Genomic DNA, 21,754 nt, shown 5'->3' with positions numbered 1-21,754 from the left:
GTGAGTGGTAAGTGCCGTTCTAACGGCACTTACCACTCACGACCACCCCAGCCCAGCGCAGACCACCGGGGCCAGACGTTGCGAACGCCACTTTCGCAACGCACCCACCCCGGCCCAGCGAACGTCCACAGTAGACAGAAGCGCCGTGAAGGCCTCCTTCGCTACCTTCAGGGTAGGGAAGGAGGCCTTCACGGACTTGCGCTTCGCGGCCTCAGCCGATCTTGGCGTCCCACTCGATGTGGTGCTGGTACAGCCAGTTCCGGTCCCTGTCCGACGTCGTCCCCGACGACACCGCGGCGCTGCTCGCCACCAGTTTCTCGACCCGCGCCCGCCGCAGCCGCTCGTAGGCCGCGAAAGCCGTTGGCGCGTCAGGAAGATCCCGCAGGCACTGCGCCAGCACGACGCTGTCTTCCAGCGCCATCGACGCTCCCTGCCCCGCGGCGGGCGACGCGGCGTGTGCCGCGTCGCCGACGAGCACCATCGACGAGTTGGACCACACCGGCGTCGAAGGCACGTCGTAGGAGTGACCGCCGAAGACGTCGTCCCCCGTCGACGCGATGATCTCCGCGGCGGGCAACGGTTCCCCGTCGAAAGCGACCAAAGCCGCCGTGCGCCATTCCGCCGGGGTCAGGCCGGATCGCACTCCTTCGGCCGTCGGAAGCCGCGCGAACCAGTACGTCGAGCCGTCGGGGGCGCTCGTGTAGCCGAAGAACGCGTGCAGGCTCTGGACCATCCGATAGAGCGACGGCGCCTGCGGGACCCTCGTGTCGGTCGTGTAGCCGTAGACGACGTCGAGGCCCGTCGAGCGCGGAGGTGGGCACGACGGGTCGATGACGGTGCGGACGACCGACCGCAGGCCGTCGGCCCCGATCAGGATGTCGCCCTCGGCGGCAGTCCCGTCCTCGAAGCGGGCGATACCCGGCGAAGCGGAAACCAGCCGCTTCCCGCGCTCGAAGGTGATCCCTCGCGAGATCGCTTCCTCTTGCAGCGCATGGTAAAGCGCCGCGCGCGTCAGGGTGCGCGGCCCGGCCAGCCCGTCCAGATCGAACGAACGCCGCTCGACGGTCTTCCCGTCCGGCGTGACGAGTTCGAGGCCGACGGCGGCGAAGGAGTTCTCGACCACCGGCCCCTCGGCGCCGATCGCGCGCAGGGCGTCCATGCCGTTGTGCATGATCGTCAGGAACGCGCCCGCGTCCTCGCCGCCGGACGAATGCGCCTCGTGGACGCTCGCCTCGATCCCGGCCCGCCGCAACGCCATCGCGGTCACCGTGCCCGAGATGCCGCCGCCGATGATCACTGCCTTCACCGCGAAACCCCCTGTCGTGTCGCCGACACCCGACGGTACCGGGGAAACGGCGACACGACAGGAGGGAATCACGCGCCGCCGCTGGCGACGATGTCGCCGTTGACCCCCTTCGGGAAGAACCCGCCCGCCTTCACCGGGCCCGGGTTCAGGTAGACGACGTTGAGCACCCTGTCGGCGCCGCGGCCGAAGCAGATGCCGTTGTTGTCGGTCGGCACGATGTTGGCCTGGTTGCCGAGCACGATGCCCTGGTCGTCGTCGCCGGGACCGTCGAGCGTGTCGCGGGCGTTGGAGATCTTGGCCGCCGCGTCGCCGAGGTCCCGGTCGAACAGCGACGTCCGGATGGTGGCGGCGTGATAGGCCTCGGCGGCCAGGATGCCGGCGGCCGCGTCCAGGAACGTCTTGTTGGTGATCAGCGGGGCGGCGCCCTTGTACGCCGTCACGCCGACGTCCTCGAACAGGAAGGCCGCGAGCAGGAAGTTCTTCTCGTGGGCGAACGGGTCGAACTGCTGGTACTCGCTGATCAGCCCGGCCGCCTTCGCGGCGGCGGTGAAGCTGTCCTTGAGGTCGATTTCGGGCCGTGACACCGCGGCCTCGCCCAGCGCGCCGCGCAGGAACTTGACGTGCGCGACCTCGTCGCCCGCGATCTCCTTCGCGAACTGGTTCAGCGCCTTGTCGTGGAACATCACCTTCTTGCCGCCCGTCACCCCGCCCTGGGTGCCGACACCGCCGGTGAGGTCGTCCGGCAGCCCGTGGCCGTAGACGGCGAAGGAGTAGAACTCGGCTTCGAGATACTCCAGGTTGAGCGCGAAGTTGAGCACGGCGGCGTCGCTGGGGGCGGCAGCGGCGTCACCGGCCGCTGCGGCCTCACCCGTCGCGGAAGCGGACGAGGTGGCCTGCACCCCGAGGTAGGTCGCGCCGACGACGCCGAGGCCCGCCGCGCCGGCGGCCTTCAGGAACCGGCGGCGATCCGTGCGGTTCTCGGCGCTGCGCGAGATCAGGGTACGAACGAAGGGCTTTCCGAACACGAGTGGTTCCTCTCGTCTTTGCGGTGCACACCCACCCACTCGGACGTTCGGAACCACCCGTGACCCGGATTGGAAAAGATCTCGAACTTATTTCTTCGTCGCCGCGGCAAGACGAACGCAGACGACGAGACCGCGGATGGCCTCTTCGACTTCGGCCAGCTCGGGGAAGGTCGGGGCGATGCGGATGACGGCGTCTTCGGGGTCGTCGCCATACGGGTGCGTCGCACCGGCGGGGGTCAGGGCGATGCCCGCCTCCTTGGCCAGCCGCACGACCTCCTTGGCGGTCCCGGACGGCACGGTCAGCGAGATGAAGTACCCGCCGGTCGGCTTGGTCCAGGACGCGAGGCCCGATTCGCCCAGTTCCTTGGTCAGGATCTCGTCGACGGCCGCGAACTTCGGCCCGATGAGCTCGGCGTGCTTGCGCATGTGCGCGCGGACGCCGTCCTCGTCGCGCAGGAACTGCGCGTGGCGGAGCTGGTTGACCTTGTCCGGTCCGATGGTCCGCTTGCCGATGAGGCCGGTCCACCAGGCCAGGTTGGCCTCGGAAGCGCCGAAGAAGCCGACGCCGCCACCGGCGTAGGTCACCTTCGAGGTGGAGCCGAAGACGAACGCGCGGTCGGCGTTGCCGTGCTCGGCGCAGAGCGCCAGCAGGTCGGCCAGCGGCGCCTCGGCGTCGGTGAGGTGGTGCACGGCGTAGGCGTTGTCCCAGAAGATCCGGAAGTCCGGGGCGGCCGTGGTCATCGTGGCCAGGCGGCGCACGGTGTCGTCGCTGTAGGTGACGCCGGTCGGGTTGCTGTACTTCGGCACGCACCAGATGCCCTTGATCGCGGCGTCCTCGGCGACGAGACGCTCGACGACGGCCATGTCCGGGCCGGTCTCGGTGAGCGGCACCTGGATCAGCTCGATACCGAAACGCTCGGCCAGCGCGAAGTGGCGGTCGTAGCCGGGCACCGGGCACAGGAACTTGACGCTCGGCTCGTCGGCCCAGCGGCGCTCGGCTCCGGGCAGCTTGCCGAGGAAGGCCTGCACGATCGAGTCGTGCATGAGCTCCAGGCTGGAGTTGCCCGCGGCCAGCAGCTGCCCGGCCGGGACCTGTAGAGGCCCGGCGAAGATGCGACGGAGCTCGGGCAGGCCCTTGAGGCCGCCGTAGTTGCGGACGTCCGTGCCGTCCTCGGCCTTGCGCACGTCTCCGGGGAGCCCGAGCAGTCCGTCGGCGAGGTCCAGCTGGCGGGGGGACGGCTTGCCGCGGGTGATGTCCAGGGAGAGGCCACGGTCGACGAGGGCCGCGTAGTCGCGGCGGGCGCTCTCGACATCGACAGGTGCAGTGGTCATGCCTAACGCTAAACCCGGCGGCCGATCGGCGTGAGACGAGGGTGGCCCTAGGCCCGCGCACGCAAGATCGGATAACGATTCCGGCGCGTTTTTCACCATTCGTAACGAGGCCAAATCCCCTATTGGGAAGGCCGCCGTTCCCGCATTCTCGATAGCACGAGGAAAAGGGGAGAAAATGGGAGCGAAGAACTGGGCGGCGATCACGCTGATGGCGGCGGGCACCTTGGCGGCGTGCGCGGTACCCAATCAGGGAACGGCGACTCCGGCCGTCGCGGTGGCCGCTCCGCCGAACACGATCGTGATCCAGCCACCGGCCGCCGCGGCCCCGCCGCAGACGGTTTATGTCGCACCACCGGCGACGCGGACGGTCTATCCCGCCCCCGCGGTCCCGGTGGCGCAAACGGTGATCGCCTACTACGACGCGCTCAACCGGCGTGATTTCCTCACCGCGTGGAATCTCGGCGGTCAGCGGCTGGCGAAAGGCGGCACTTATGCCTCCTACGTCAAGGGATTCGCGACGACGTCGTGGGACACGCTCATCGTGACGGATGTCCGGGGCAACACGGTGTACGTCGATCTTTCGGCCCGTCAGACCGATGGTTCGGCGCGGAATTTCTCCGGTTCCTACACCGTTTCCGGTGGCGCGATCACCGGGGCGAACATGAAGCGTCTCTCGTGATCAAAGGGCGGTCAGCTGGGAGATCTTCCACCGGCCGTCGACGCGTTGGGCGGTGACCGAAAGCTGGGAGACCGCCGACTGCGGGGCGCCTCCCCCGGCGGCGATCGTCTGCTGGTCGAGGAACAAGAGCACTTCGGCCTGGTCTCCGCGCAAGGATCGGACGCCGAGTGAACGGACCGTCGTCGTGCGCACCAGCTTCTGCTCTTCGGCCCGTTTCCGTGCCGACGCGAACTGGTCGCGGTACTGCCCTGTCGCCTCACCGGTCAGCACGTCGGCCGCGGCCCGCTCGGTCCGCGCGAGGTTGCTGTAGTCGTAGGAGAAGACGGCCTTCACCCCGGCGCCGACCTGGTCCGCGACCTCGGCCGTGGCGGCCTGGTCCACCAGCGCCGCGTTGCCGTCCGAGCCCAGCGAGGACGCCTGGAGGCCGAACCACACCGCGCAGCCGGTGGCCAGCGCGATGATCGCGATCAGGAGCCGCGGACCGCGCCCGGTCACGAGCCCGCCGCCTGCACCGCGCTGACCTTCCAGCCGTCCTCGACGCGCTGGTAGTCGACGATCAACCTGCTGACCTTGGGCGCGGCCGATCCGCCGCCGGTGCTGACCCGCACGTCGAGCACGGCCAGCAGCCTCGCCGTCCCGGCGGCCGCGTCGAGTTCGGTGACGGCGGTCTGCTTGAGCTTGGCGGTGGCGACGGTCTTGCCCGTGTTCGCGCGATCGATCTGGATCTGCCGGTCCCCGGTGAGGTCCTTGCCGAGCCGTCCCGTGGTGACACCGAGCCAGCGGTCGACGTCCTGGGCCCCGCTGCGGTAGTCGATCGTGTTGAGCACTTCGAGCTGGCCGGACGCGGCGGTGAGGACGGCTACGCGTTCGCGGCCGCGGGCCAGGCCGTCGTCCCGGGCGGCGCTCCACCAGGACCAGCCGAACCAGGCGGCCGCGAGGACCGCCAGCGCGGCGACGACGGTCAAGGCACGGGTGAGCACTACTTGCCGCCCAGCAACGCGCCCAGGCCACCCGGCGCGGATCCGGTGAGCAGGTTCAGCACGCCCGGCAGCTGAGCGGATTCCGCCGCCTGAGGAGTCTGCTTCGGCCGCTCCGGGACCGCGGGCGGCTTCCCGGCGTACGGGGCGTTCTGCGAGCCTCGGACGCCGGTGGGGCTTCCCGGCGGCTCGGCGCAGTAGGCCTGCGTGTTCACCGGCGCTTCGGTGGTGTCGTTGGCGGGACGCTGCTTCGTGCCCTCGTAGCCCTTCGTGCACGAGACCGGGTCGAAGAAGTTGAACACGACGCCGAGGTGACCCGTGCCGTCCGGCGACGTCGACCGCGAGAACGCCGAGATGATCGGATACGCGACCAGGAGTTCCTCGATCGCGTCGGTGCGGGCGGAGGTGATCTGGGCGGTGGTGAGCGCGTTCGCGAACAGGACCCCGAGGTCGGTCCCCGAAACCGCGAGCACGTCGCTGATCTGGCGGCTCAGCTTGGGCGCCTCGTCGATGACGCGCCGCAGATCCGGGTCGGACGTCTTCAGCTGCGCGGCGATCGTCTTCAGCCCGCTGGAGAACTGGGTGATGTTGTCCGCCTGCCGCCGCTGCGTGTCCAGCACCGTCCGCGAGTTCGCCAGCAGGCCCTGGGTGTCGGGCAGGTACTGGGTCGCGGTCGCGGTGAGCGATCCGGTGCTGTCCAGCAGTTGCCGCAGGTCCGGGCCGGCGTTGGCGAACGCCTCGTAGGTCTCGTCGACGACGGTCTTCAGCGACTCCGGCTTCACACTCGACACCAGTTTGTCCAAATTGGACAGCACGGTGTCCGGCCCGAGCGGGATCGAGGTCTTGTCCCGTTCGATGACCGAGCCCGCGGCCAGGTACGGCCCGTTTTCGTGCATGGGCAGCAGATCGACGTACTGCTCCCCCACCGCCGACCGGTTCGCGACCGCGGCCTTGGTGTCCGCGGGGATCTTCGGCGCCCCGGAATCGATGTCGAGGCCGAGGTCGACGCCGTGCTCGGTGAGCGTCATCGACGAGACCTTGCCGACCGCGACGCCGCGGTAGGAGACCTCGGCGTTGACGAAGATCCCGCCGGAGTCCACGAGCTGCGCGGTGACGAGGTAGCCGCGGGTGCCGAACAGCCTGTCCAGCCCGGCGTACTTGCCGCCCGCGTAGACGACCGAAACCACCGCGATGACGAGGAACACCGCCATCTGGATCTTGGTCTTGCGCGTGATCACCGGCCACCTCCCAGGATCGGCCCGAGGATCCCGCCGAGCACGCCGCCCAGGACGTCCCCTTGGGGCGTTTGCGGAGTCTGTGGCAGATCGCCGGCGGGCAGCGGCAGCACCGGCGGCGCGGCGCCGCCGGAGAACGGGATCGCGCCGGGCGTGCCGGTGCCCTGGGTCCCCGGCAGTCCGATGATCGGCTGCGACGAGTTGTTCATGTTCTCCAGGAAGGTGTCCAGGTTCAGGTCGATCTTGGCTTCGACGTTCGCGTAGTCACCCTTGATCACGTTGCCCGCGTAGTCCGGGAACGGGTACGTGAGCAGGATCCGCAGCGCCGTCGGCAGGTCCTGGCCCGCCTCGGTCAGCTTCTTCAGCGTCGGCTGCAGCGCTCGGAGGTTCGCCACCAGCGAGTCCTTGCTGGCGTTGATCGTTTCGGTCGCGACCCCGGACAGCGTGTTCAGCGACTGGAGCATGCCGACGAGCTGATCCCGTTGTTCGGTCACGACCTTGAGCCCCGGCGAGAGGTTGTCGAGCGCGTTCGTGAGGTTTTGCGTCTGGCCGACCAGGGTTTTGGACAACTTGTCGATACCGTCGATGGCGCGCAGGATCTCGCCCTTGTGCCCGTCGAGTTCGGTGGCCAGCTTGTCCACTTGGGACAGCAGCCCACGGACCTCGGCCTCGTTGCCGGTGAGCGCTTCGTTCAGTTCGTGGCTGATCTTCTGGATCTGCTCGACCCCGCCGCCGTTGAGCAGCAGGGAAAGCGCGCCGAGGACCTCTTCGACCTCGGGGTTGCGGTTCGTGCGGTCCAGCGGGATCTTCGCGCCCTCTGCGAGCGTTCCCTCGGGCTTTTCGGGGGCGTGCAGGTCGACGAACTTCTCCCCCAGCAGGCTCGACTGTCGCAGTTCGGCCCGCGCGTTGGCGGGCAGCGCGATGTCGCCGTTGACGATCATGTTCACCCACGCCGACCGGGTGTCCGGCGCGAGGTCGATCTTCTCGACCCGGCCGACCGAGACGTCGTTGACCTTCACGGTCGCCTGCGGCACGAGGTCGAGGACGTCGGAGAACTGCGCGGACAGCCGGTACGGATGGTCACCGAGGTCCGCTCCGCCGGGCAAGGGAGTGTTGTACAGGCCCGAGAAACCTCCGTCACTGCAGCCGGCCAGCACCAGGACGCCCGCCATCACTCCCGCGATCCTCTGTCGCTGCCTCATTTCGGGAGCCCCTTGGCCATGACGTCGATCAGCGGGAGCGGCAACGGCGGCAGTTCGCCGCTCTGCAGCGAAGCCAGCACCTGCGGGATCGACGGGAGTTTCAGCGTGCCGTCGAGGACCGGCGCGAGCTGCTTGCAGATGTTGCCCAGCGCGTCCGGGATCGGTTTCGGCGTGCTCGCGCTGATCAGGCGGCACACGGTCAGGATCGGCGGATGCGTGAGCTCGTTCAGGTTGTCCCGCACCGCGATCGTGCCGGACGCCGCGTCGTAGGAGTTGATGAAGTTGGTCGCCCCGGTCGGCGCGATGTCGATCACCTCGGCGAGGGAGGCCCGCTGATCCACGAGCACCTTCGTCAGCCCGGCCAGCTTGTCCACATTGGACGAAAGCAGGTCCTTGTTCTCCGCGACGAACTTCTCGACGTCGCCCATCGCCGTCGCCAGGGAGTTCAGCGCCGCGCCGACGTCGGCCGAGTCCGCGGCGAGGAACCCGCTCACATCCGCGGCCCGGCGGTAGAACTCGTTGAGCTGCTTGTCGCTGTCGGCCAGCGCCCCGGTGAAGGAGTTCAGGTTCTGCACCGTGGTGAACAGGTCGCCCTTGGAGCTGTCCAGGGTCTTGGCCAGTTCGGACAGCCTCGTCACCGTGGTGTTGAGGTTCTTCCCGTTGCCGTCGAGGTTCGCCGCCGCGGTGTCGAGCACGTCGGACAGCGCGCCGTTCTTGTTGGCACCGTTGGGTCCCAGGCTGGTCGAGAGCTTGTCGAGGCTCGTGTAGAGGTCGTCGAGTTCGGCCGGTGTGGCCGTTGTCTCCTTGGCGATCACCGTGTCCGCGGCCATTTCGGGGCCGCTCTCGTAGGCCGGGGTCAGCTGCACGTAACGGTCGCTCACCAGGCTCGGCGCGACGACGACGGCGCCCGCGTCGGCCGGGATCGGGGTGTCTTCGTCGACCCGCATGTCGACCCGGACAGCCTCACCCTGCGGCGTGACCCCGGTGATCTCGCCGACCTTCACCCCGAGCACCCGGACCGACGAACCCGCGTAGAGACCGACGGTCTTGCCGAAGTAGGCGCTGATCCGCGTCCCGCCGGGATCCTTGAACACCAGCCACAGCCCGGCCGTCACGATCAGTACGAGGACACAGGCGAAGGCGACCCACGTGTACAGCGTCCGCCCGGTGCGCGTGTGGATGGTCATCGCCCGCCCACCCCCTGGTTCGGCGCCGCGATCGGCGGGGTGCAGCCCTCCGGGTTGACCTGGAACGCGCCCGCGATGATCGTCGGCGGCAGCAGCCCGCACAGGTAGCCCTCGAACCAGCGCCCGTTCCCGGTCGCGTTGGCGCCGACGCGGGCGAACGGCGCCATCAGCGCGAGGCTGCGGCTGAGGTTGTCCTGGTTACGCTGCAGGATGTCGGTGACCTTGCCGAGTTTCTCCAGCGTCGGTTTCATCTGCTGCCGGTTGTCGGCGACGAGCCCGGACAGCTGCGCGGAGACCTGTTGCGTGCCCTTGAGCAACGTGCTGATCGCGTCCTTCCGGTTCTGCAGTTCGGCGAGCAGGAGATTGCCGTCGTCGAGGATCCGTTTCAGCTGGGCGTTGCGATCGGACAGCGTCTTGGACACCTTGCTCGTGTTGGACAGCAACGTCTTCAGGTCACCGTCGCGAGAAGACACCGTCTTGGACAAGGAGGAAAGCCCGCCCAACGCGTCCTTCAGGTACTGGGGACTGTCCTTGAGCGCGTCGGAGAGGACGGTGAAACTCGTCGCGAGCTGCGCGGTGTCGATGTCGCCGACCGTGCCCGAAAGCTGCTGGAACGCGTCCTGCAGTTCGAACGGCGTCCGCGTGCGGTCGAGCCCGATGGTGCTGTTCGGGTCCTGGTTCGCCTTGCCTTTCGGGGTCAGCGCCAGGAACTTCTCGCCGAGCAGCGTCTTGATCTCGATCGACGCGGCGGTGGCGTCGCCGACCCTCGCGTCCTTGACCCGGAACTTCACCAGCACCTTCTTGCCCGCCAGCTCCACCGAGCTGACCTGGCCGACCTTGACGCCGGCGATCTGGACCTCGTTGTCCGGCGCGAGCCCGGCCGATTCACCGAAGTACGCGGAGTACGTCGTCCCGCTGCCGAAGAGCGGGATCCGGTCGGAGAAGTACGTGGTCGCCGTGATCAGCACGATCAGGATGAGCGTCACCCCGCCGACCACGGCCTGGTTGCGTTCCTTGAGCGGCTTCACGGCCCGCACCTCTCCGGTCGCTGCGTGCCGGGCAGCGGCGTGATCGGCAGTTCGATGTTGAGCGACTTGATGCCGATGCTGCCGGAGATCCCGCACAGGTAGTAGTTGAACCAGCTGCCGTAGCTCAGCGTCCTGGTGAACTTCTGCAGGTTGCCCGGCAGCACCTGCAGGAGGTGATCGAGCAGCTGCTCCGAATCGCCGAGGTTCTGCGACAGCGCGCCGAGCTGCGCGACGTCGTCCTTGATGGCCGGCCGCGCGTCGGCGAGCAGGCCGGTCGTGGCGACGGTGAGGTCGCCCAGTGCCTTGACCGCGTCGCCGATCGGCTGCCGCTGCTCGGCGAGCCCGGTGACCAGCCGCTGGGTCTGGTCGATCAGCTCGCCCAGCTGCGGCGAGCGCTTCTCGACCGTGCCGAGCACGGTGTTGAGGTTCGCGATGACGTCACCGATGATCTTGTCCTTGCCCGCGATGGCCGACGTGACCGACGCGGTGTGCGCGAGCAGGCTGGTGATCGTGCCGCCCTCGCCCTGGAAGACCTGGATGATCTCGTAGGAGAGCTTGTTGACGTCCTCGGGGTTCAGCGCGCGGAAGAGCGGTTTGAAGCCGTTGAAGAGGACTGTCAGGTTCAGGGCCGGTTTGGTGCGCTCGGGCGGGATGGTGCCACCGCGCGGCAACGACTTCTCGTCCCCGATGTCGGTGCCGAGCGAGAGGTACCGCTGGCCGACCAGGTTGCGGTACTTGATGGTCGCGGTCACCGACGCGGGCAGCCGGTGGGTGGTCTGGATGTCGAAGTGGACCTGGGCGAAGTTCTTCTCGCCCTCTTCGACCTCGATGCTGCCGACCTGCCCGACCTTCACGCCGACGATGCGGACGTCGTCACCCTCCTTGAGCCCGGACGCGTCGGTGAACTTGGCCGTGTAGCCGGAGGTCTCGCCGAAGTTGGTGTTCGCGATGGTGGCGCCGAGGATCGCGGTGAGCAGCACGGTGACCACCGCGAAGACGAGGATCTTGACCAGATCCGGGACGAAGGACCTCATCGGACCGCCCTCCAGACCGCGGGAAAAGGTGGCGGTGAGTGGTCGGTACCGGTGGTCGTGAGTGGCGATTCGTGTTCTAACCCGAATCGCCACTCACGACCAGCTTGATCCGGGCGTGTCCGCAGGTCGTTCTCCTGGCTCATCGGAGCTCCACCTCCGCCCCGCGGTACAGCGGCCCCACCAGCAGGCTGCCCCAGTTCGGCACCTGGTCCGGCGTCGTCCCCAGCGCGGGCGACACGAGCAGGTCGATCAGCCGCTGTTCGTCCGGTGTGTTCACCACCGAACCGCCGGCGCTCCCGCCCGCGGGCAAGGTCCCGTTCGAGGGCAGCCTTCCGTCCGGGTCGCGCGGCGGCGCGGGCTTCGAGGACCCGTCGTCGATCGCGCCGTCCGGCGGATACTGCGGCCAGCGACCCGGCGGCGGCACCTCCGGGTAGCACCGCGGGCCGCGTTTGTCGTCGTACTTCGGTTCGTCGACTCCGGGCAGGTACTTGCCGCGGCTCGGCGTGAACTCGATGGTCACCCGGCTGACCTCGGGATGCGCGGTGCCCTTGCCGAACGCGAGTTCCGCGCGCGGCACCGATCCGGCGAGTTGTTTGAGCAGGCACGGGTACTCCGGCGCGTATTTCGCGAGGACGTCCAGCGTGGGCTGGAGGCTGGTGGTGAGGCGGATCAGGTTGTCCTGGTTCACTTTCAGGAAGCTCGTCAAGTCGAGCGAAGCCGCGGTCACCGTCGAATAGACGTCGGCGAGCCCGCGCTGGCTCTCGACCAGGGTCTTGCTCGTGGTGGTCAGATCCGACAGCGCGGCCAGCAGATCCGGCGCGGCCTTGTCGTAGATCTTGGCGGCGTCGGCCAGTCCGGTGATGTCGGCCTTGAGGTCGGGCAGGGACGGGTTCACTTTCCCGAGATAGTCCGAAAGTCCCGCCATCGTCGCACCGAGTTGCTTGCCCTGGCCGTCCAAAGCGGACGCGACGGCGTTCAGCGTGCTGGCCATCTTCTCCGGCTGGACGGCCTGCAGCAACGGCATCACGTTGCCGAGCACGGTTTCCAGCTCGATCGCGCTGCTGCTGCGGTCCTGCGGGATGACGTCGCCCTCGCCGATGTGCCGCTCGGGCTTCTCGGGAACCTGCAAAGCCACGTACCGCTCGCCGAACAGCGTCTTCGGCAGCAGCCGCGCGGACACGTTCGACGGGATGACCTTGGTCTTGTCCGGCTGCAGCGCCAGGTCCATCGTCGCGTGGTCGCCGTGGGCCTGGATCGACCGCACCTCCCCGACGACCATCCCGCGCACCTTGACGTCCGCGCCCTCGCGCATCTGGTTGCCGATGCGGTCGGTCTCCAGTTTCACCAGGGTCACCGTGGTGAAGGCCTTCTGGTAGAAGGCGATGGTGGTGACGAAGAACAGCACGACCACCACGAGGAAGACCAGCCCCAGCACCTGGTGCCGGAGCCGTCGAAGCAGAATCCCCCTGTTCACCCGGAAATCCTCACCGTCGTCGTGGCGCCCCAGATCGCGAGGCTCAGGAAGAAGTCGAGTACCGAGATCAGCACGATCGACGTCCGCACCGCGCGGCCGACGGCGATCCCCACCCCGGCGGGCCCGCCGCTGGCGGTATAGCCGTAATAGCAATGGGAAAGGATGACGAGCACGCTGAAGATGATCACCTTGAGGAACGACCAGAGCACGTCCTCGGGCGGCAGGAACAGCGTGAAGTAGTGGTCGTAGGTGCCCGCCGACTGGCCGTAGAGCCAGATGGTGATCTGCCGCGAGGCGAGGTAGGACGAGAGCAGGCCGACGGCGTAGAGCGGGATGACAGCGCTGACGCCGGCGATCACCCGCGTCGTCACGAGGTACGGCAGGCTCGGCACGCCCATCACTTCGAGCGCGTCGATCTCCTCGGAGATCTTCATCGCGCCGAGTTGCGCGGTGAACCCGCAGCCGACGGTGGCCGAGAGCGCGAGCCCCGCCGAGAGCGGCGCGACCTCGCGAGTGTTGAAGTAGGCGGAGATGAACCCCGTCAGCGCGGCCGTGCCGAGCTGGTTCAGCGCCGAGTAGCCCTGCATGCCGACGATGAGCCCGGTGAACAGCGTCATCCCGATCATCACGCCGAGCGTCCCGCCGATCACCGCGAGCGCGCCGGTGCCGAAGCTGACTTCGGTCAGCAGGCGGAAGACCTCACGGCCGTAGCGCCGGATCGTGCGCGGGGTCCAGGCGAGCGCCCGGAAGTAGAAGGAAAGCTGGCCGCCGAAGCCTTCCAGCATCGCGCCAGGGCGCGCGATGATCTCCAGGGTCCGGTCCGAAACAGCGGGTTCGGCTGCCATGTCACATCGCCTTCGGCGGCACGATCCGCAGGTAGATCGCCGTCAGCACGACGTTGATCAGGAACAGCAGCAGGAACGTGATGACCACGGCCTGGTTCACCGCGTCGCCGACGCCCTTCGGCCCGCCCGCCGGGTTCAGCCCGCGGAAGGCCGCGACCACGCCGGCGACGAAACCGTAGAGGAGCGCCTTGATCTCGCTGACCCACAGATCCGGCACCTGTGCGAGCGCGTTGAAGCTGGCGAGGTACGCGCCCGGGGTGCCGCCCTGCATGACGACGTTGAAGAAGTAGCCGCCGAGCACCCCGACGACGCTGACCAAACCGTTCAGCAGGACCGAAACCACGATCGCCGCCAGCACGCGGGGCACGATCAGGCGCTGGATCGGGTTGACCCCGAGAACCTCCATCGCGTCGATCTCTTCGCGGATCTTGCGGGCGCCGATGTCGGCGCAGACCGCGCTGCCGCCCGCACCCGCCACCAGCAGCGCGGTGATCAGCGGGCTCGCCTGCTGCACGATCGCGAGCGCGCTCGCCGCGCCGGTGAACGACTGCGCGCCGATCTGCTGGGTCAGCGATCCCAGTTGCAGGGCGATGACCGCGCCGAACGGGATCGCCACCAAAGCCGTCGGCAGGATGGTGACACTGGCGAAGAACCAGCACTGCTGGATCCATTCGCGGAACTGGAACGGGCGTTTGAAGATCGCCCGCAGGACTTCCCACGACAGGGTCGCGAGCTTGCCGACCTGGGTGAGCGCACCCATACCCGGGACGGACACCGTCGCTCCCACAGAACCTCCCAGTCGCCTGCCCCGAGTCTTACTCCACCCGCTGACGCACCGTTGCGTTAGCGGTGTTCACTCTGCTCTCGGCACCTCCGCGTCAGAACTTGAGGGCGTGCGTCGCCGTCGCGCCGCCGTCGGCGACGAACTCCGAGCCCGTGCTGTACGAACTTTCGTCGCTGGCCAGGAACAGCACGAGTTTCGCGATGTCCTCCGGCTGCCCGACGCGGCCCAGGGCGACCTTCTTGCCCACCCACGACATGTCGATCTTCTGCCCGCCCGCCGCCGCGGCGACCATCGGCGTGTCGATCGCGCCGGGATGGACCGAATTGACCCGGATGTTCTTCGCGCCGAGTTCGAGCGCCGCGACCTTGGTCATGCCGCGGATCGCGAACTTGCTCGCGGTGTAGGCGACGAGGTACGGCATCCCGGCGAGTCCTTCCACAGAGGACACGTTGACGATGGAGCCGCCTCCGGCCCCGGTCATCGGTTCAACGACCGAACGCATCCCGAGAAACGCCCCGATCTGATTGACCCGCATGACGCGTTCGTAGTCGGCGAGCGTGGTCTTCCCGAGCTCCGAGAAGTGCAGGATGCCCGCGTTGTTGACCAGCACCGTCGGCGGGCCGAACTTTGTCTGGGTCCGCTGGATCGCGGCGTCCCACTCGGCTTCGTCGCCGACGTCGAGATGCTGGTAGACGGCCGATTCACCGAGTTCGGCGGCGAGTTTCTCGCCGTCGAGGTCGTTGATGTCGGCGATCACCACGCGCGCGCCCTCGGCGACGAACAGCCGCGCGGCCGCCTCGCCCTGCCCGCGGGCACCGCCGGTGATCAGGGCCACCTTGCCGTCGAGCCTGCCCATCGTCATCTCCTCACGGCAGCGACATGATTTCGGATGCGGAGAACATGCGTTCCGGGTCGCGGTCGGCGAAGTAGCCGCCCACGTCCGCGACGAGTTCTTCGGCGGTCCAGGTCCCGTTGACGGTGTCGAACCGCTGTTCCACCGACGGTGGCCGCATGAGCGCGACCATCCCGCCGTAGACGAGGAAGACCTGGCCGTTGACGCGATCGGACTCGGGCGAGCAGAGGAAGGACACGAACGGCGCGACGTGGTCGACCGAAAGCGGGTCGATCCCTTCCGGCGCGTCGGCACCGAAGACGCCTTCGGTCATCGCGGTGCGGGCGCGCGGGCAGATCGCGTTGGCGCGGACGCCGTAGCGGGAAAGACCGCGCGCGGTGGAGACGGTGAGCGCCGCGATGCCCGCCTTGGCCGCACCGTAGTTCGGCTGGCCGGGGGCGCCGAGCAGGAACGACTCCGACGCGGTGTTGACCACGCGGCCGTACACCGGCGCGCCGTCCACTTTGGACTTGTCACGCCAGTACGCCCCGGCGTTGCGGGAAAGCAGGAAGTGCCCGCGAAGATGGACCCGGAGCACCGTGTCCCATTCCTCGTCGGACATCGAGAAGAGCATCCTGTCCCGAAGGACGCCCGCGTTGTTGACAAGGACGTGGAGTCCGCCGAAGTGGTCGACTGCGGCGGTGAGCAGCGCGTCCGCGGTGGAGGACTCGGACACGTCGCCGGTCACCGCGACGGCCTTGCCGCCTTCGGCCTCGATCTCGTCGGCCACCACCTGCGCGGCGGTCGACACGTCGTTGACCACCACCGACGCCCCCGCCGCGGCCAGCGCCAGCGCCTCGGCCCGGCCGAGTCCCGCGCCGGCTCCGGTCACGATGGCCGTCTTGCCGTCCAAACTCACTCCGGGCCTCCCGCCTTTCCCCACACAGCCTCTTCGCACACACTAGAATCTGTTCTCGCTGCATGCAAGGCCTAAATAAACGGTGCTAACTACGTATGAGCAGCGCGTTCTTTGGGCAGCTCGCCACGGCCTGAGTAACACGTTCTACTTGATTCTGCGGAACTTCCGCCGACCCGAGGACCAGCTCCTCGTCGTCGTCGAGATCGAAGACCTCGGGCGCGAAGCCGACACAGATCGCGTTCGCCTCGCAGAGCGAGCGATCGACGTCGATCTCCATATTCCCTCCTCGCCGCCACACCTGGTACAACTAGAACAGGTTCTACCCTACCGCCGCGAGCGGCCATGGCACCAGTAACGAGCACCGACGGCAGAGGTGACGGATGCGGATCGACTACACGCCGGAGCAGCGGGCCCTGGCCGGGGAACTTCGGGAGTACTTCGCCGGGCTGATGACCCCCCAGCGCCGGGAAGCCCTGGCCGGCGACGGTGGCGAGTACGGCGACGGCCTGGTGTACAAGGAGATCGTCCGGGACCTGGGCAGTTCGGGCTGGCTCGCGCTCGGCTGGCCCCGCGAGTACGGCGGGCAGGACCGGCCGATGCTCGACCAGCTGATCTTCACCGACGAGGCGGCCGCGGCAGGGGTGCCCGTCCCGTTCCTCACGGTGAACACCGTCGGGCCGACGCTCATGCGCTACGGCACCGAAGAACAGAAGGCGTTCTACCTGCCGAAGATCGCCGCCGGGGAGCTGCACTTCGCGATCGGCTACTCCGAGCCGGGCGCGGGGACCGACCTGGCGTCGCTGCGCACCCGCGCGGTCCGCGACGGCGACGACTACGTCATCAACGGCCAGAAGATGTGGACGAGCCTGATCGAGTACGCCGACTACATCTGGCTGGCCGCGCGCACCGATCCCGACGCCCGCAAGCACAAGGGCCTGAGCATGCTGATCGTGCCGACGTCGGCACCGGGTTTCTCCTGGACGAAGGTGCACACGGTCGCCGGGCCGGGTACGAGCGCGACCTACTACGACGACGTGCGCGTGCCGGTGACGTCGCGGGTCGCCGGGGAGAACGAGGGCTGGCCGCTCATCACGAACCAGCTCAACCACGAACGGGTCGCGCTGACCTCGGCCGCGCCGATCCAGACGTCGTTGCGCGACGTGCGGACCTGGGCGCAGACCACGAAGCTGCCCGACGGCTCCCCCGTCATCGATCAGCCGTGGGTCCGCCTGCACCTGGCGCGGATCCACACGCACGCCGAGTACCTGAAGCTGCGGAACTGGCGGATCGCCTGGGCGGCCGCGAGCAGCGACCTCGGCCCGGCGGAGGCTTCGGCGACCAAGGTGTTCGGCACCGAGTTCGCGACCGAGGCGTACCGGCTGATGATGGAGATCCTCGGCGCGGGCGCCGTGGTCCGTGAGGGCTCCCCCGGTGCCCAGTTGCGCGGCCGGATCGAACGGCTGCACCGTTCGTCCCTGATCCTCACCTTCGGCGGCGGCACCAACGAGATCCAGCGGGACATGATCGCCGCGACCGCCCTCGGCCTGCCCGTCACGCGCTAGGAGACACCCGATGGACTTCACGCTCACCGAAGCGCAGCAGGATCTCGCGTCGCTCACGCGCCGGATCCTGACGGACAAGGTCACACCCGACGTGCTGGGACCGCACGGTTCCGGCGGGTTCGACGCTCCACTGTGGACAGCGCTCGCCCAGGCGGGGGTGATCGACGCGGCCCTGCCGCAGTCGGTCGGCGGCGGCGGGTTCGGGCTGCTGGAGCAGTGTTCCGTCCTGGCCGAGATCGGCCGCGCGGTCGCCCCGGTCCCCTATCTGACGTCGGTCGTCCTGGGCGCGGCGGCGGTCGCCGAATTCGGCGACGGACAGCTGGCCGAACGCTGGGCCGTCCCGGTCCTGCGCGGAGACCACGTCCTCGCGGTGGCGCTGCCGGATTACGGCGTGCCGTGCGGTTTCACCGCCGAGGCCGACGGCGACGGCTGGCGGCTGACCGGCGCGCAGACCGCGGTGGCGTCGGGCGCGTTCGCGCACGGTTTCCTCGTCGAGGCCGCCATCGACGGCGGTCGTCAGGTGTTCCTGCTCGACCGGCACGCGGTGAGCGTCTCGGCGCAGCGGACTGTCGACCACGCCGACGCGGCGCTCGTCGAGCTGTCCGGTACGAAGGCCGAGGTCTCCTTGGGCGACATCGGCGAATGGCTGCGGCTGCGGGGCACGATCGGCGTCTGCGCACAGCAGCTCGGCGTCGTCGAGCGGGCGTTGGAACTGACCGCGGCGTACGCGCGGGAACGCAAGCAGTTCGGCCATCTCATCGGGAGTTTCCAGGCGGTGCGGCAGCGGCTCGCCGACGCCTACGTCGACGTCGAGGCCGTCCGGCTGACGCTGTGGCAGGCCGTCTGGCGGCTGGGCGAAGGCCTGCCGGCGGCCGAAGAGGTCGCGACGGCGAAGTTCTGGGCGGCCGAGGCGGGGCACCGCGTCGCGCACACCGCCGTGCACGTCCACGGCGGGGTCGGCATCGACGTCGACCACACGCTGCACCGCTATTTCGTCGCGGCGAAGCGGCTCGAGTTCACCTTGGGCGGCGCGACCGCGCAGCTGAGCGGGCTCGGTGATCTCCTGGCCGCGGCCCCGGCATGACCCCCACGGTCACGGAACTCCTGCTCGCCAGGGCGGAGGATCACTCGACCGGGTTGCTGTCCCAAGACCGGCGCTGGTCGTGGGCCGAGCACGTCGGGGCCTGCGCCGGGTACGCGGCCGCGCTCACCGGGATCCTGCGTCCCGGCGGGCATTTCGGGCTACTGGCCGACAACATCCCCGAGTTCTCGTTCCTGCTCGGCGGCGCCGCGCTGTCGGGGCACGTCCTGGTCGGGCTGAACCCGACGCGCCGGGGCGCGGCGCTGGCCCGCGACGTCGCGCTGGCCGACTGCGAGCTGGTGTTCGCCGAGGAGAAGTACCTCCCGCTGCTGTCCGAGGTCGACGTCCCGGTGCGGCCGCTGAGCGAACTCGAACCCTCGCGGGAGACGGTCATTCCCGTGGCCGCGAAGCCTGAAGACCTGCTCATGCTGATCTTCACCTCCGGCACCAGCGGCGACCCGAAGGCCGTCCGGTGCACGCACGGCAAGATCGCCTACCCCGGCGAGATGCTGACCGGCCGATTCGGTTTGTCCACACAGGACACGGTGTACGTGTCGATGCCGATGTTCCACTCCAACGCCATCATGGCGGGCTGGTCGGTCGGGCTCGCGGCGGGCGCGGGGATCGCGCTGCGGCGGCGGTTCTCCGCCTCCGGTTTCCTGCCGGACATCCGGAAGTTCGGCGCGACCTACGCCAACTACGTCGGCAAGCCGCTGTCCTATGTGCTCACCACACCCGAACAGGACGACGACGCCGAGAACCCACTGAAGCTGGTCTACGGCAACGAAGGAGCCGAAGCAGACCTCGCCGTCTTCGGCAAGCGGTTCGGCTGCCACGTGGTCGACGCTTTCGGTTCGACCGAGGGCGGCGTGAACTTCGGCCGGGACGCCACCACCCCGGCCGGTTCGCTCGGCCGCCTGCTCGACGGCGTCGCCGTCCTCGATCCGGAGGCCGGGAAACCCTGTCCCCCGGCGGAATTCGACGCGGGCGGGAAGCTGCTCAACGCCGCCGAAGCGGTCGGCGAACTGGTCAACACCGGCGGGCCGGGCTTCTTCGCCGGGTACTACGGCGATCCGGCCGCCGAGGCCGAGCGGATGCGCGACGGGATGTACCACACCGGTGACCTGGCGTACCTCGACGCGGACGGCTACTGCTACTTCGCGGGGCGGCTCGGCGACTGGCTCCGCGTCGACGGCGAGAACCTCGGCACCGCCCCGATCGAACGCGCGCTGCTGCGGCATCCCGCCGTCCGCGAAGCCGCCGTGTACGGGGTGCCGGATCCGCGCGTGGGCGACCAGGTGATGGCCGCGCTGGTCTGCCGGGCGCCGGTCGACGCGGACGAATTCACCGCTTTCGTTCTGGCTCAAGGCGATCTCGGGCCGAAGCAGCGGCCCCGGTTCGTGCGGGTGGTCGAGGAACTGCCGCGGACGGCGACGCACAAGGTCCTCAAACGAGAACTCGCGGCGGAGGGTGTCGTGGAGGCTTGGGAACCCCGCTACCCCCGGGACTGATCCCAGGGTCGGCACCGGTGATCTTCCCGATGCCCCGGCACCGGCTCGCTCCCTACGTTCGTTGCCATGACACGAACTCCACACAGGATCGGCGTACTGGCCACGGCTTTGGTCTTGCCCGCCGTGCTCATCGCTCCCCCGGCGTCGGCGGCGCCCGTCCGCTTGAGCCTGCCCGCGCCGACAGGCCCGTACGCGGTCGGCGCCACCGACCTCCACCTGATCGACCGCTCCCGCCAGGACCCGTGGGTTCCCGGTGTCACCCGGGAACTCATGGTCACCGTGCGGTATCCGGCCCTGCCGAGCGGGAAACCGAAGGCGCCGTACATGGCGCCAGGCGTCGCGAAGACGGTGGCCGAGGGCGACGCCGTCAAACTGGGGATGCCAGCGGATCAGCTCGACTACCGCTTTCCCACCCATTCCCGGATCGGCGCGCCCGCGCTCGGCGGCAAGCGACCGGTCGTGCTGTATTCGCCCGGCGGCACCTTGTCCCGTTCCCACGGCACCACGCTGCAGGAACAGCTCGCGAGCGAGGGCTACGTCGTCGTGGCCATCGACCACACCTACGAGGCGGAGGCCGTCGAGTTCCCCGACGGCCGTGTCGCGAAGAAGGCCCTGCCGCCGTCGAGCATCGAGGTGTCGAAGCGCGTGATCGAGACCCGCGTCCAGGACACGCGATTCGTCCTCGACACGCTCGGCCTGTCCCGGGTCGGCATGTTCGGCCACTCCGCCGGCGGGTTCACCGCGGGCGAGACGATGGTGATCGATCGGCGCATCGTCGCCGGGGCGGATCTCGACGGCAGCATGGCCCACTCGCAGTCGCAGCGGATCTTCGGCCGCGTCGCCGACGAAGGCCTCGACCGGCCGTTCCTGCTGATGAGCGCGGGCGACCACAGTGCCGCGTCGGACGCGTCCTGGCAGGAGTTCCAGCGCAACCAGCGCGGCTGGACCGGCGAAACGCGGCTGCCGGACGGCGAACATTTCAGCTTCACCGACTACCAGACGCTGTTGCCGCAACTGGGCAACGCCCCGGCCGCGTTCATCGGCACCATCGATCCGGCGCGGAGCGTCGCCACGCAGCGCGCTCGGCTCTCGGCGTTCTTCCGCGAGAACCTGCGTCAGCGAAGCAGCGACGCGACCAGTGTGTCCTTGAGCCACGCCTCGTAGTCGTCGTGACTCCACCCGGCCTCGGCGACGAGGCTGGTGTGGACGTCGGCGCTCATCAGGGCGATGGCGATGTCCGCGGCCTTGGGCACCACGGAGCGGCCCCCGTCCCGGACCCGGTCGATGACCATCTCGACGCCCAGCCGGTTGCGGCGCGCGCCCTCCGCCTGTGTCGCGGCGATGTCCGGATCGACGGCGGCACCGGAACCCAGCATCGTGACGATGTCGCCACAGCGTTCCCGGACCTGTCGGGCGACCGTGGCCAGCAGGCCGAGCAACGCGACCTGGTCTTCGGTTCGCGACGCCTCGGCGACGAGGCCGGGAATCCCGGCTTCGTCGTCGAGGAGGTCGACGAGCCCGCCCAGGACACCTGCCTTCGAGCCGAAGTGGGCGTAGATGGTCTGCGGGGACACCCCCGCTTCCTGGGCGATGAGTCGGATCGGGGTCCGCGCGTATCCGCGATCGGCGAACAGCCCGCGCGCCGCGGTCAGGATCGTGCGCAGCGTCAGCGCCTCGCGGCGGTCGCGCAACCGGACGATGCCGGGAAGATCCGCGGGCATGTATGCTCCTCAAAAGTTGG

General features: G+C 68.9%; 22 protein-coding genes. 5 read left to right on the top strand and 17 right to left on the bottom strand.

All coding sequences use genetic code 11. The features are described from left to right. Positions 1-211 precede the first annotated feature (211 nt). The 3 genes from ACFOSH_RS20025 to ACFOSH_RS20015 form a co-directional block, all read right to left on the bottom strand. Positions 212-1,306 (bottom strand): FAD-dependent oxidoreductase, encoded by a 1,095-nt coding sequence (locus tag ACFOSH_RS20025; protein WP_378240507.1) that lies wholly within the window; start codon positions 1,304-1,306, stop codon positions 212-214. A gap of 68 nt (positions 1,307-1,374) precedes the next feature. Beyond that, complete coding sequence (locus ACFOSH_RS20020; protein ID WP_378240506.1) at positions 1,375-2,331, bottom strand: ferritin-like domain-containing protein; 957 nt, start codon at positions 2,329-2,331, stop codon at positions 1,375-1,377. An 87-nt stretch (positions 2,332-2,418) separates the two neighbouring features. Then, the gene (locus ACFOSH_RS20015) at positions 2,419-3,663 is read right to left on the bottom strand and encodes an aminotransferase class I/II-fold pyridoxal phosphate-dependent enzyme (RefSeq protein WP_378240505.1); all 1,245 of its coding nucleotides are present in this window, start codon (positions 3,661-3,663) and stop codon (positions 2,419-2,421) included. Between the two features lie 175 nt (positions 3,664-3,838). Between ACFOSH_RS20015 and ACFOSH_RS20010 the strand changes: the two genes are divergently transcribed. Then, positions 3,839-4,342, top strand: coding sequence for a hypothetical protein (locus ACFOSH_RS20010; protein ID WP_378240504.1), 504 nt, complete (start codon positions 3,839-3,841; stop codon positions 4,340-4,342). On the opposite strand, the gene ACFOSH_RS20005 is transcribed toward ACFOSH_RS20010, so the two are convergent. The 13 genes from ACFOSH_RS20005 to ACFOSH_RS19945 all read right to left on the bottom strand — a co-directional run bounded on the left by ACFOSH_RS20005 (position 4,343) and on the right by ACFOSH_RS19945 (position 16,136). Beyond that, a complete protein-coding gene (locus ACFOSH_RS20005) occupies positions 4,343-4,837 on the bottom strand; it encodes a hypothetical protein (protein ID WP_378240503.1) in 495 nt (164 codons plus the stop codon). Beyond that, on the bottom strand, positions 4,834-5,322 hold the full coding sequence (locus tag ACFOSH_RS20000; RefSeq protein ID WP_378240502.1) for a hypothetical protein: 489 nt from the start codon (positions 5,320-5,322) through the stop codon (positions 4,834-4,836). Before ACFOSH_RS20000 ends, ACFOSH_RS20005 begins: the two co-directional genes overlap by 4 nt. Then, complete coding sequence (locus ACFOSH_RS19995; protein ID WP_378240500.1) at positions 5,322-6,557, bottom strand: MCE family protein; 1,236 nt, start codon at positions 6,555-6,557, stop codon at positions 5,322-5,324. Before ACFOSH_RS19995 ends, ACFOSH_RS20000 begins: the two co-directional genes overlap by 1 nt. Next, positions 6,554-7,756, bottom strand: a complete 1,203-nt coding sequence (locus ACFOSH_RS19990) for an MCE family protein (RefSeq protein ID WP_378240499.1) — start codon at positions 7,754-7,756, stop codon at positions 6,554-6,556. Before ACFOSH_RS19990 ends, ACFOSH_RS19995 begins: the two co-directional genes overlap by 4 nt. After that, positions 7,753-8,943: an MCE family protein gene (locus tag ACFOSH_RS19985; RefSeq protein WP_378240498.1), complete on the bottom strand. Its 1,191-nt coding sequence runs from the start codon at positions 8,941-8,943 to the stop codon at positions 7,753-7,755. Before ACFOSH_RS19985 ends, ACFOSH_RS19990 begins: the two co-directional genes overlap by 4 nt. Next, positions 8,940-9,971, bottom strand: coding sequence for an MCE family protein (locus tag ACFOSH_RS19980; RefSeq protein WP_378240497.1), 1,032 nt, complete (start codon positions 9,969-9,971; stop codon positions 8,940-8,942). The genes ACFOSH_RS19985 and ACFOSH_RS19980 overlap by 4 nt, the downstream gene beginning before the upstream one ends. Continuing rightward, positions 9,968-11,005: an MCE family protein gene (locus tag ACFOSH_RS19975; RefSeq protein WP_378240496.1), complete on the bottom strand. Its 1,038-nt coding sequence runs from the start codon at positions 11,003-11,005 to the stop codon at positions 9,968-9,970. The genes ACFOSH_RS19980 and ACFOSH_RS19975 overlap by 4 nt, the downstream gene beginning before the upstream one ends. A gap of 139 nt (positions 11,006-11,144) precedes the next feature. Next, positions 11,145-12,479 carry an MCE family protein gene (locus ACFOSH_RS19970; RefSeq protein ID WP_378240495.1) on the bottom strand — a complete coding sequence of 445 codons (1,335 nt, stop codon included), beginning with the start codon at positions 12,477-12,479 and terminating at the stop codon, positions 11,145-11,147. Next, positions 12,476-13,324, bottom strand: coding sequence for an MlaE family ABC transporter permease (locus tag ACFOSH_RS19965; protein ID WP_378240494.1), 849 nt, complete (start codon positions 13,322-13,324; stop codon positions 12,476-12,478). The genes ACFOSH_RS19970 and ACFOSH_RS19965 overlap by 4 nt, the downstream gene beginning before the upstream one ends. 1 nt (position 13,325) lies before the next feature. Further along, entirely contained in the window at positions 13,326-14,084 is a 759-nt protein-coding gene (locus ACFOSH_RS19960; RefSeq protein WP_378240544.1) for an MlaE family ABC transporter permease, read from the bottom strand. A 118-nt stretch (positions 14,085-14,202) separates the two neighbouring features. Then, the gene (locus ACFOSH_RS19955) at positions 14,203-14,964 is read right to left on the bottom strand and encodes a glucose 1-dehydrogenase (RefSeq protein WP_378240492.1); all 762 of its coding nucleotides are present in this window, start codon (positions 14,962-14,964) and stop codon (positions 14,203-14,205) included. A gap of 10 nt (positions 14,965-14,974) precedes the next feature. Beyond that, positions 14,975-15,859, bottom strand: a complete 885-nt coding sequence (locus ACFOSH_RS19950) for a 3-oxoacyl-ACP reductase (RefSeq protein WP_378240491.1) — start codon at positions 15,857-15,859, stop codon at positions 14,975-14,977. Positions 15,860-15,944: 85 nt separating this feature from the next. Further along, complete coding sequence (locus ACFOSH_RS19945) at positions 15,945-16,136, bottom strand: ferredoxin (RefSeq protein WP_378240489.1); 192 nt, start codon at positions 16,134-16,136, stop codon at positions 15,945-15,947. A gap of 103 nt (positions 16,137-16,239) precedes the next feature. On the opposite strand from ACFOSH_RS19945, the gene ACFOSH_RS19940 reads away from it, so the two are divergent. The 4 genes from ACFOSH_RS19940 (at position 16,240) to ACFOSH_RS19925 (ending at position 21,177) form a co-directional block, all read left to right on the top strand. After that, complete coding sequence (locus ACFOSH_RS19940; protein ID WP_378240488.1) at positions 16,240-17,421, top strand: acyl-CoA dehydrogenase family protein; 1,182 nt, start codon at positions 16,240-16,242, stop codon at positions 17,419-17,421. A gap of 10 nt (positions 17,422-17,431) precedes the next feature. Continuing rightward, positions 17,432-18,505 carry an acyl-CoA dehydrogenase family protein gene (locus tag ACFOSH_RS19935; protein WP_378240487.1) on the top strand — a complete coding sequence of 358 codons (1,074 nt, stop codon included), beginning with the start codon at positions 17,432-17,434 and terminating at the stop codon, positions 18,503-18,505. Continuing rightward, complete coding sequence (locus ACFOSH_RS19930; protein WP_378240486.1) at positions 18,502-20,013, top strand: long-chain-fatty-acid--CoA ligase; 1,512 nt, start codon at positions 18,502-18,504, stop codon at positions 20,011-20,013. The genes ACFOSH_RS19935 and ACFOSH_RS19930 overlap by 4 nt, the downstream gene beginning before the upstream one ends. 66 nt (positions 20,014-20,079) lie before the next feature. Next, entirely contained in the window at positions 20,080-21,177 is a 1,098-nt protein-coding gene (locus tag ACFOSH_RS19925) for an alpha/beta hydrolase family protein (RefSeq protein WP_378240485.1), read from the top strand. Here the strand turns inward: ACFOSH_RS19925 and ACFOSH_RS19920 are convergent. Beyond that, a complete protein-coding gene (locus tag ACFOSH_RS19920; RefSeq protein WP_378240484.1) occupies positions 21,129-21,734 on the bottom strand; it encodes a TetR/AcrR family transcriptional regulator in 606 nt (201 codons plus the stop codon). The genes ACFOSH_RS19925 and ACFOSH_RS19920 overlap by 49 nt on opposite strands. Positions 21,735-21,754 lie beyond the last annotated feature (20 nt).

It is taken from the genome of Amycolatopsis speibonae (assembly GCF_042647925.1).
GTDB lineage: Bacteria > Actinomycetota > Actinomycetes > Mycobacteriales > Pseudonocardiaceae > Amycolatopsis > Amycolatopsis speibonae.
This window is presented reverse-complemented; position numbering and strand designations above follow the sequence as displayed.